Origin of the sequence: Pseudoalteromonas sp. Z9A6, from assembly GCF_011378805.1 — a bacterium.
Classification (GTDB): domain Bacteria; phylum Pseudomonadota; class Gammaproteobacteria; order Enterobacterales; family Alteromonadaceae; genus Pseudoalteromonas; species Pseudoalteromonas distincta.
On sequence record NZ_WTKZ01000091.1, the window covers coordinates 1 to 9,641 of the forward strand.

10 protein-coding genes and 1 pseudogene are annotated in these 9,641 nt (G+C 40.1%); 3 read left to right on the top strand and 8 right to left on the bottom strand.

The window, feature by feature from the left end:
* Positions 1-140 (top strand): annotated as a pseudogene (locus tag GQR53_RS19645) (elongation factor Tu); the annotation flags it as partial.
* Between the two features lie 213 nt (positions 141-353).
* Here the strand turns inward: GQR53_RS19645 and GQR53_RS19650 are convergent.
* From GQR53_RS19650 to GQR53_RS19675, 6 genes are all read right to left on the bottom strand, one after another.
* Complete coding sequence (locus tag GQR53_RS19650; protein WP_165744994.1) at positions 354-1,265, bottom strand: hypothetical protein; 912 nt, start codon at positions 1,263-1,265, stop codon at positions 354-356.
* 174 nt (positions 1,266-1,439) lie between these two features.
* Positions 1,440-2,636, bottom strand: coding sequence for a dipeptidase (locus GQR53_RS19655; protein WP_165744995.1), 1,197 nt, complete (start codon positions 2,634-2,636; stop codon positions 1,440-1,442).
* A 64-nt stretch (positions 2,637-2,700) separates the two neighbouring features.
* On the bottom strand, positions 2,701-2,955 hold the full coding sequence (locus tag GQR53_RS19660) for a YheU family protein (RefSeq protein ID WP_004335925.1): 255 nt from the start codon (positions 2,953-2,955) through the stop codon (positions 2,701-2,703).
* Between the two features lie 2 nt (positions 2,956-2,957).
* Positions 2,958-3,944 carry a hydrolase gene (locus GQR53_RS19665; protein WP_024606596.1) on the bottom strand — a complete coding sequence of 329 codons (987 nt, stop codon included), beginning with the start codon at positions 3,942-3,944 and terminating at the stop codon, positions 2,958-2,960.
* A gap of 742 nt (positions 3,945-4,686) precedes the next feature.
* Positions 4,687-5,109 (bottom strand): TIGR02444 family protein, encoded by a 423-nt coding sequence (locus GQR53_RS19670; protein WP_165744996.1) that lies wholly within the window; start codon positions 5,107-5,109, stop codon positions 4,687-4,689.
* The gene (locus GQR53_RS19675; protein ID WP_165744997.1) at positions 5,093-7,015 is read right to left on the bottom strand and encodes an ATP-binding cassette domain-containing protein; all 1,923 of its coding nucleotides are present in this window, start codon (positions 7,013-7,015) and stop codon (positions 5,093-5,095) included. Before GQR53_RS19675 ends, GQR53_RS19670 begins: the two co-directional genes overlap by 17 nt.
* Positions 7,016-7,147: 132 nt before the next feature.
* Between GQR53_RS19675 and GQR53_RS19680 the strand changes: the two genes are divergently transcribed.
* Positions 7,148-7,351, top strand: a complete 204-nt coding sequence (locus GQR53_RS19680) for a YheV family putative zinc ribbon protein (RefSeq protein WP_007378899.1) — start codon at positions 7,148-7,150, stop codon at positions 7,349-7,351.
* Between the two features lie 32 nt (positions 7,352-7,383).
* Here the strand turns inward: GQR53_RS19680 and GQR53_RS19685 are convergent, their stop codons facing one another.
* Positions 7,384-7,599, bottom strand: a complete 216-nt coding sequence (locus GQR53_RS19685) for a SlyX family protein (protein ID WP_004335946.1) — start codon at positions 7,597-7,599, stop codon at positions 7,384-7,386.
* On the bottom strand, positions 7,586-8,584 hold the full coding sequence (locus GQR53_RS19690; protein WP_024604167.1) for a hypothetical protein: 999 nt from the start codon (positions 8,582-8,584) through the stop codon (positions 7,586-7,588). Before GQR53_RS19690 ends, GQR53_RS19685 begins: the two co-directional genes overlap by 14 nt.
* 215 nt (positions 8,585-8,799) lie before the next feature.
* Between GQR53_RS19690 and fkpA the strand changes: the two genes are divergently transcribed.
* Positions 8,800-9,546 carry an FKBP-type peptidyl-prolyl cis-trans isomerase gene (gene fkpA / locus GQR53_RS19695; protein WP_165744998.1) on the top strand — a complete coding sequence of 249 codons (747 nt, stop codon included), beginning with the start codon at positions 8,800-8,802 and terminating at the stop codon, positions 9,544-9,546.
* The last annotated feature ends 95 nt before the right edge of the window (positions 9,547-9,641 follow it).

Genomic DNA, 9,641 nt, shown 5'->3' on the forward strand with positions numbered 1-9,641 from the left:
AAATGGTAATGCCTGGTGATAACATCAAGATGACAGTAACTCTAATCGCGCCAATCGCGATGGACGAAGGTCTTCGTTTCGCTATCCGTGAAGGTGGCCGTACTGTTGGTGCTGGTGTTGTTGCAACTATCGTTGAGTAATCAACTGTTGTAATGCATTAAGCATTAAAAAAACCCGAGCTTAGTCTCGGGTTTTTTAATGCCTGTAATTTATGTAATGTGAAGGTGGCTCTCTTACCTTAGGCATCGGTGCTTTGTAGCAACTATCGTTGAGTAATCAACTGTTGTAATGCATTAAGCATTAAAAGTATTAATGTTATCGCTGTAACAGAGTAGGAGCATGAACTTAATCAGTTAGTAACCAGCATTCTTACGTAACTCATCAAGCATATCTTGGTTACCCATCATTTCGTCAAGCGTTGTCCTGACTGCATTGTCAGAACTATTGTTATAAACTGAAAGTAGATGCTGCGCCATTTGCTTCGTATAACCATCTTGTTTATTTTGAGCTTGGTAGTATTGCGCCATCAACCCTTGTGCAGCTAAGCGACGGATATAATCATTCGTGTCTTGCTCTAACAAGTTTGTAAATTGCTCTGCAAGGCGGTAATCAAGTACCGGTGTTTGAGTTGTTAACTCAACAGCTTGAATTTTAAATTTTTCGTCACTACTGTTGTTCGCTAAATTTAAAATGTTACCTACTACTTCATAGTCATACTCAGGCATACTCGATTTATTCAAGATAAACATATTCATTTGCAGTTGACTCAGTGCAGCTAACCTATTTAAATCAGAGATGCTTGGATCTAAAGTTTGCTCTCTTAATTGAGAGTTTATTTGTTTAGCATAATCAGGTTCTGATTTGATCCTTAAATCATAGTCTTCTGGTAAGTCTGCATAAAAGCTATAAAGAGGATTTTGCTCACGTCGTTTTTCATCTTCTTGCTGCTGTTTTTCCTCTAGTACGTCAAGAACAAGTTCCTTAAATTCGTCGGTATCTTGTTCTTGATAAGAGCCATTAGCGTGCAGTGTTAAGTTTGCTACTTTGCGTTGTAGCGAACTTACTTTCTTGCTTAGTTCGTCAATTAAGGCTTCATTTGATTGCTGATATTCTGCAGGAGTACTAATAGAAACTGTGGGGCTTAGCTGTTGCTGCTTGGGTTTATTAAGCGAACTGGACTGATCTTTAAAAAATGTTCCGTAGCATGAAATTACCAAGGCAAGTGTTGCTATAGTAATCGCAATAGTTCCTTTGTTTATAGTCATAAAATAATCTGCCTCTAAAATGGGTAATTTATCTGTTTTCGAAATATAAGTCTGTTAAAAAATGTGTTAAATGAGGATGAAATATACGGGTTAATTAAGAAGGCGGGGCGTGAGTGGCGAAATACGGTGTTTAAATTGGCTATAAGCGCTAGACCTAAGCCTAGCGCGTAAAGCTTAATGCGATTTTGCGTATTGCTCAGCTTGTTTCCACACTCTTAGTGTATTGCCGCTTAAAATCTTTTTAATATCGGTGTCGCTGTAACCTCTGTCTATCAAACCTTGAACTAGATTTGGGTAGCTAGATACATCTTTTAAGCCGATAGGTAATGAATCGCCAACTCCATCATAATCAGAGCCAATACCTACATAATCAATACCAATTAGCTCAACTACGTGATCAATATGGTCAAGTACTTGCTCAAGACTTGCAAAAGGATACGGATTTTTAGCACGGTACGCAGCATCAAAATCTTTACTTAACTTAGTACCTTCTTTTTTAGCTGACTCTTTTGTACTTTTTAATTGCTTGCCCCAGCTACCTGCTTTAGCGGTAACAAAGCTTGAGCCAAAATTGATTTGAATAACACCGCCATTTTCCTTCAGCGCTAATAGCATATCGTCATTCATATTACGCTCAAAGCCAGGCGTGTATTTACGAAGTGATGAATGAGAGGCAATTACTGGCGTTTTAGAGAGCTCCATAACCTGATAAAACGCATCATCAGAAATATGCGATACGTCAATTAGCATGCCTATATTATTCATTTCAGTGACAAGCTTTTTACCGAATGGGCTTAAGCCTTTCCATTTACGGCGTATATCGTAAGACGAATCCGAAATATGGTTGCTTTGCGAGTGCGCTAGCGTGATGTAACGAATGCCACGCTCGTAAAAATGCTGAAGGTTTTTCATATCACCTTCGATTGGAGAGCCATTTTCCATACCCATGGCTATAGACAGCTTACCTTGTTTAAATTGCTCTTCAATATCAGAGCTTGAGTTAGCAATAGCAAACTTATCGGGTGCGCGCTGGACTATGGCTTCCATACTATCAATCATTTGATTGGCTAGCTGGTAGCTTTTTCCTTTACCCTCAAACTCTAAATGCGCAGGAATATAAATCGACATAAACGGTGCGTTTAAACCGCCTTTTACAGCGCGAGGATAGTCAAAATCGCCATCACTAGTTGCTTTGGTTACATCAACCCAGCTTTCGTGAATTCGATAAGGTACGTCAATATGGGTATCAATTAAAATGGTATCTTTAGCGAGTTTAATTGCCTTATCAGATGCTGTTATTGTTTGTTCTGCTTGGGCTTGGCTAGTTAAAGCTAGTGATATGGCTACCACTAGAGTGCTGAGTTTTATCATGTTTTGGCTCTTTGGGTAAAAAGCCATTGTGTACGTTCAATTCAAAAGTTACAAGTACTACGCCCTAATCAAACGACTGTGCTTGATGCTCTTCACTTTGCAGCGCTTTAAATTCACCTTTTGAAATTATAGTTACAGACTCGTGTAATTCTGAGAAAAACACCATCGCTTCGCCATTTTTAAGCTGCAGCTTTACTTGGCTTACTTTAGATTCGATGCTTGCCTCTACTTCACCATAATCGGTACCTTCGCGTAATACGTAGCTTTCGATTAAGTTATAAAGAGTGTCTTGATCGAGTTGTTCAAAAGGGATAATCATTACTACTTGTTACTCGCTTTATTTGATACGTGCTGGCTAAAATAATGAGGGACGGCTTTTTCTAACCAAAATATAGGTTTAAACGGATTTTTACCGCTAATAAAACCAACATGCCCGCCCTTGTCAGAGATGCGCAGCGTAACATGCTCACTTACGTCTTGCCTACTCGGTACGGCTTTAATTGAGAGCATAGGGTCGTCTTTGGAATGAATAATAAGTGTGGGTACAGCGATATCTTTCAAATACGGCATAGCACTGGCTTTACGGTAGTAATCGTGTGCGTTTTCAAAACCATGTAGAGGGGCTGTTAACTGATTATCAAACTCTAATAAATCGTCAATTTTCATTAACTGTTTTGGCGTTAATGAAATTTGCTGCTTAATTTGTGGCAGCTTTCGCTGCATTGATTTTTTCATCCGATCGAGCAGATATTTTTGGTAAATTTTACCTAAGCTTTTACGAATAACATCGCTCGATGACGACAAATCATAAGGAGCAGATACCACCGCTGCTGCACTTAATGGGCATTTTTCGCGTTCTTCACCTAAGTATTTGGCAAGTACATTACCGCCCAATGAAAAACCAACAGCGACCATAGTGCGCTTAGGAAATTGCAGCTTTAAGTGATTTATAAAAAAAGCTAAATCGGCGGTGTCACCGCTGTGATAAGCACGTGGTAGGCGATTTACTTCGGTTGAGCAATTTCTAAAGTGCATAAGCACAACTGCATAACCTTGTTTTTTTAATGCCTTCATCATGCCTTTGGCATAAAAGCTATTTATATTGCCCTCAAGGCCATGCAAAACAACAGCAAGTGGTGCGGTTTCATTATGTGGAAGTGACCATGCAAGCTCAATAAAGTCACCATCAGGTGTATCAAGTTGCTCAAGTTCGTAGGACGTATTGTGAAATGGGCGGAAAAAACGCGGCATTATGGTCTGAACGTGACGATTGGTCATCCACCATGCTGGTTTGAACTGAGAGATCATGTTTGTACTACGCACTTTGTATTAAACGAAAAGCTAGTGTATCAAATTTTTCGCTTCAGAAAATAAAAAGCGCCTAACTAGTAAACTAATAAGGCGCTTTAGTGCGTCGTGCTTAATTTTGTTCGGGAATTTCTGCGTCATGTATTTTTTTCAAAAAGAAAAAAGCAAAAAAGATACACAAAGAAACAACGATGGTTAAAAACCCAAAAGACATAAATAAAACTGGATCTGTAAAAAAGTCTCTAAAGAATACGTTCATGAGTTGCTCCCCTCGTTGTTGATGGGTTAATCATAGGCGGTGTTTGCAGGTCGCAACGTGATCGAGATCAAGTTATTTTTCTAAGCAGCTGTAGGAGTGACGCTAAGTTGATTTAGATCATGTTTTAAGGGTTGGTAAGTTATTATCACTGAGAGCTAAGAGAGTTTTCTCTTAAAATAGTGAGCTGATCGTAACTCATTTTTTTTCACTTTATCTAAAAGCGAAACGCTTTAACCTTTTTGTGAATAAAGTACTTAAAGACCTTTTGCACAAAGAGAAAAGAATGAGAAATAAATGAGGGGGGGGGAGAGCAATAAACTACTTGAGCCAAATAACTGCTCAATATTTATATTTTTCACCTGAATAATTTAGTTTGTTTTCCTCTAAAAGCGAAGCGCCTCTTAACCTCTTTGTGAGTAAATTACTTGAAGGTTTTTTGCACAAAGAAAATAAGAAGTGGAGGAGGCTACAAAAACTAACACCCTAAGTGGCTTTCACATATAGCTCAATGTTGTTTGGCTCTGAAAGTTTGACTAATTCAAGCTCATTTACCGTTTCAATCAACATATGTTGCTGTTGTTTTTCAAGCTTCAGCTCAGCGCTTAGCAACTCTGCACGTATTGTGGCGTAATCACTTATCGCATTCTGGTTAGCTTTTAAATAGCTACGAGCGGCGCGCAGAGGTTGTAATGCGCGAGTATCAAAGTCACTAACTACTTGCGTTAACTCGTTTAGCTGTTGGGTATTAATACTTAAACTTAATGAGTCTAAATAAAGCAGTAATAAGCATAAATTAACGTTTTTTCCTTGCTGGTTTTGTAGTGCCAGCAAGGTTGTTTGTTGATCAGGCTTTGCGTACAAAGTGCACGCAAATTGCCAAAAATGGTCGCTATTGAGCAAGTTCATCGGCGAATGCCTGCTCTTTTTCTTCCATTTCTTCAAGTGCCATAAGTAACTCTTCTTCAACGTCGTTAAGTTTAGGCGTAAGGGTTGCTTGCTTGGCTAATAACTCTTTAAGCTTGGCTTTGTTGTCGTCGTTGTAGAGTTCGTTATCACCTAAGGTCACTTCAACTTCACTTAACTCGGCGGTGAATTTATCGAGTTGCTTTTCAAGCTTTTCAATTTGCTTTTTAAGTGGTTGAGTGGCCTTTCTAAACTCAGCCTCTAGGCGCTTTTGCTCTTTACGGTTAACACCTGGATTTGCTTTAGGCTCGTCGCTTTGCTGCGCTTTAACCGCTTCTTTATTGGCATTGAGTAACCACTGGTAATACGCATCTAAGTCGTAACCAAACTGGGTTACTTTGCCGTCATCTACTAAGTAAAACTCATCGGCGGTATTTTTAAGCATGTGGCGGTCGTGTGATACGGTAACCATAGCGCCTTCAAAGCCTTGCAGTGCCATAACAAGTGCATGGCGCATTTCTAAATCAAGGTGGTTAGTTGGCTCATCGAGAAGCAGCAGGTTTGGCTTTTGATATACCAACATGGCAAGTACTAAACGTGCTTTTTCGCCGCCCGAAAAAGGGGCTACAGGCTCAAGTGCTTTATCGCCAATAAAGGCGAAACCACCTAAAAAGTCACGTAGTGATTGCTCAGTGGCTTTTGGGTCGAGGCGTTGTAAGTGCATTATTGCACTGGCTTTTAAATCAAGAGATTCAAGTTGATGCTGCGCAAAGTAACCAATATTTAATCCGTGATGCTGAACAACTTCGCCCGCTTGCGGCTCTAAATCACCAGAAAGCAGTTTAATTAACGTTGATTTACCTGCGCCATTTCGACCTAATAAAGCAATTCGGCTACCTGGTACAAGGTTTAGCTCTATATTATTTAAAATAGTGACGTCACCATAACCCGCTTTGGCTTTATCTATTGTCATTAGTGGGTTTGGTAATGCTTTTGGCTCTGCAAACTCAAAGTTAAATGGCGAGTCGGCATGTGCCGGCGCTAGTTTTTCCATGCGTTCAAGCGCTTTCACACGGCTTTGTGCTTGTTTAGCTTTACTGGCTTTTGCTTTAAAGCGCGTTATAAACTGCTCAAGGTGAGCAATTTGATCTTGTTGCTTATCAAACATTGCTTGTTGTTGTAGTAAGCGCTCAGCTTTTTGGCGCTCAAACTGCGAGTAGTTACCTTTGTACACGTTAATAAGTTGCTTATCTACATGCCAAATTTGATCAACCACCGCATCTAAAAACTCACGGTCATGCGATATAAGTACAAGGGTGCCGGTATAAGCACGCAAAAAGCGTTCAAGCCAATAAACGGCATCTAAATCAAGGTGGTTTGTTGGCTCATCGAGTAATAGTAAATCGGCGTCGCGTATTAATGCTTGGGCAAGGTTTAAACGCATACGCCAACCACCCGAAAACGAGCTTACAGGATTTTCTATAAGGTTATTGGCAAAGCCTAAGCCGTGTAATAGCTCACCTGCGGTTGATTCAATGCTATAGCCTTTAATGTTTTCAAGCTGAATATGTACTTTAGCTTGTGTGTCGCCATCGTTGTTTTTCTCGGCCTCACGCAGTGCTATACGCATTTCGTAGTATTCTGGGTGGCCTTGAAGTACATAATCAATCGCGCTTATTTCAAGGGCAGGTGTCTCTTGCTTAACAGAGGCGATAGACCAATCTTTTGGAATGCTGCAGTTACCGGCATCTAGTTGTAGTTCTGATTTTAGTAAACCAAATAACGTTGATTTTCCACAGCCATTAGCGCCAACAAGGCCTACTTTGTGTTCTGGAAATAACGTAGCTGATGCGTTTTTTAATAAGGCTTTACCGCCACGAAGTAGTTCTATTTCTGAGATTTGGATCATGAATGTGTTACTTTGCTGTGCCCTTGTTAAGTTGGCGCTATCATAACATAGAACTTAATGCTCTTATCAAGCGTATCAACAAGTGAAGTTATACGATAAAATGACAGCAGTTCAAACCACAGGAAAAATGTTGTGAGACAAAAGAAGCGATTTATTGCTGGTGCATCGTGCCCTGACTGCAAAGCCATGGATACTATGATGCTATACAGAGAACATGATGTTGAAAAAGTAGAGTGTGTTGAGTGTGGTCATAAAATGGCGCAACCCGATAATGCTGTGCAGGCGTCTACTCGCCAATTTGAACAAGTAATTGGTGTATTTAAACCGGGCGACTAACCCGGTTTTTTATTGCCTAATTTTTACCGATTTTAGTAATGCGGTGGAGGCGGCTCAGGTACTTCAGACATCATAGATGATGATGACTGCGACTCTTTAATTTTTTCTGCTAGCAGCTCGGTTTGGCGTTTCATTTTTGCTAACAGCTGTTGGTGCACTTTTATTTCATCATTTAAGACTTCAATCGTTTCGTCTTGAAAAGCCACTTTGGCTTCAAGTTCCATTAAGCGATGTTCAATTGTGTTCATTATTCTCTCGTATAATAAATCGCTCTGCGATCCCGCTGGAGCTTTCGGTTAACAACGACTTACCGTTATCTGTAAATGTCACATCTAGCACCACCGCCGATTTAGGCTTACTGCCTTCGCGCGGGGTAACCTGCCAAGTTTGAATTTTTTCACCGCTTGGTATTTGCCACAAATCTACACGCTTATTTGGCGAGCCGGTTGCAAGCAAAGTGCCTTGTTCGTTAAAACGCACAGCAGTAAAAATTTTCTGACGCGCAATATACTTCAGTTTACTCACAAGATCACCTGTAGTCAGCTTCCATACATTTGCTTGTGCCATACTATCGGCCGTAAATGCATAGCGACCTTGTGGATCGAGCGTTACTTGGGTAACACGCGTTGGGTGATTAAAACGATGAATTACTTGTCCGGTACGTGTATCCCAAAAGTAAGCAACATAATCGTTAGAACCACTTAAGGCAAAGCGTCCGTTAGGTGACAGGTCAACGGTGTTAACTTTATCTTGATGACCTAAAAACTCAATACGACGCCCAGTTTCTAGGTTTACAAATACGACAACGCCGTCGCTACGGCCGTATAAAACACTACGGCCTTGATTGCTAATAGCAATATCGCGAATACTGGCTTTCTGTATTTTGTAATAACCTTGATTTTTGCCTGTGGCTATATCCCACACAGCAAACGTGGTTTTTTCGGCGGTAACAGCCACGCTGTTATCAAAAGCAATGGCAACAGCGTACACTAGGCTGTCTTGTGACTGCTGCTGAAACCATTGGTATTTTAGCACCTGCTGTTGATTATCCCACAGGGCGACCCCATGGTTGATAGAGGAGATCAAACTGTATTTACCATCGTTTGAAACTGTTGATGAAAATGCACCTTGTGCAGCATGTTCGTAACTTGCTACAGCGTGTTGTTTTTTATCGGTACAGGCGATGGCTAAAAAACAGCTAAATACGATTAAAAAAGTACGAAATATCGACATATTACAGGTATTTCCCCTTAACTCTTAGTGACTGAGAGGTTAGACTAGGACGCGTTAAATGCCTAGGTTGTTTGTCTAATCACTGGATATGTTTTTAGTTTAGCTAACAATATGGAATTTAGTCATTAAACAAGCAGCCTATCATGTGGGCCGTTAATCTTTCACTAGTAATAATACATTAAAATGACAACTGCAAAGTGTGTCGGAGATTTAAAATGAAAAAGACGATTAGATTGTCATTGATTGCAGCGTCAGTTTTAGCGCTTACAGCTTGTAATCAAGAAGCAAAAAAAGAACAAGCTGAAGTTAAATTAGACACTGTAGAACAGCAACAAGCATATGGTATTGGTGCATCTGTAGGTAACTTTTTAAATAAAGACCTAGCAGACAAAACAGAAATTGGTATTGAACTAGACCAAGCACTTTTAATTCGTGGTTTTGAAGATGCGCTTGCTGGCAATGCAAAAATTGACGAAGAAAAAATTCGCGAAGTATTAACTGCACTAGATACATCAGTACGTACTAAGCAAGAAGAAAAAGCTAAAGTAGAGTCTGAAAAAAGTAAAGAAGCAGGCGCTAAATACCTAGCTGATAACGCTAAAAAAGAAGGCGTTACAGTAACTGAGTCGGGTCTACAGTACGAAGTACTTAGCGAAGGCGATGGCGAAAAGCCAGTGGCAACTGATGTAGTTAAAGTACACTACAAAGGGACTTTATTAGACGGTACTGAGTTTGATAGCTCATATGCACGTAACGAACCGACAACTTTCCCTCTTAACCGCGTAATTGCGGGTTGGACTGAAGGTTTACAACTTATGTCAGTGGGTTCTAAGTACAAGTTCACTATACCTTCAGAACTTGCTTACGGCGACCGTGACTTAGGTAAGATTCCAGCTAATTCAACACTTGTATTTGAAGTTGAATTACTTGAAATTCAAAATGAAGAAGCACCAGCAGAGTAATAAGCTTATTGTGTAAATGCAAAAAGGGACCCTAGGTCCCTTTTTTAAGAGGGCGTTCAGAATTCTGTGTCAGCCTAAATTGCTAAATATCTAGC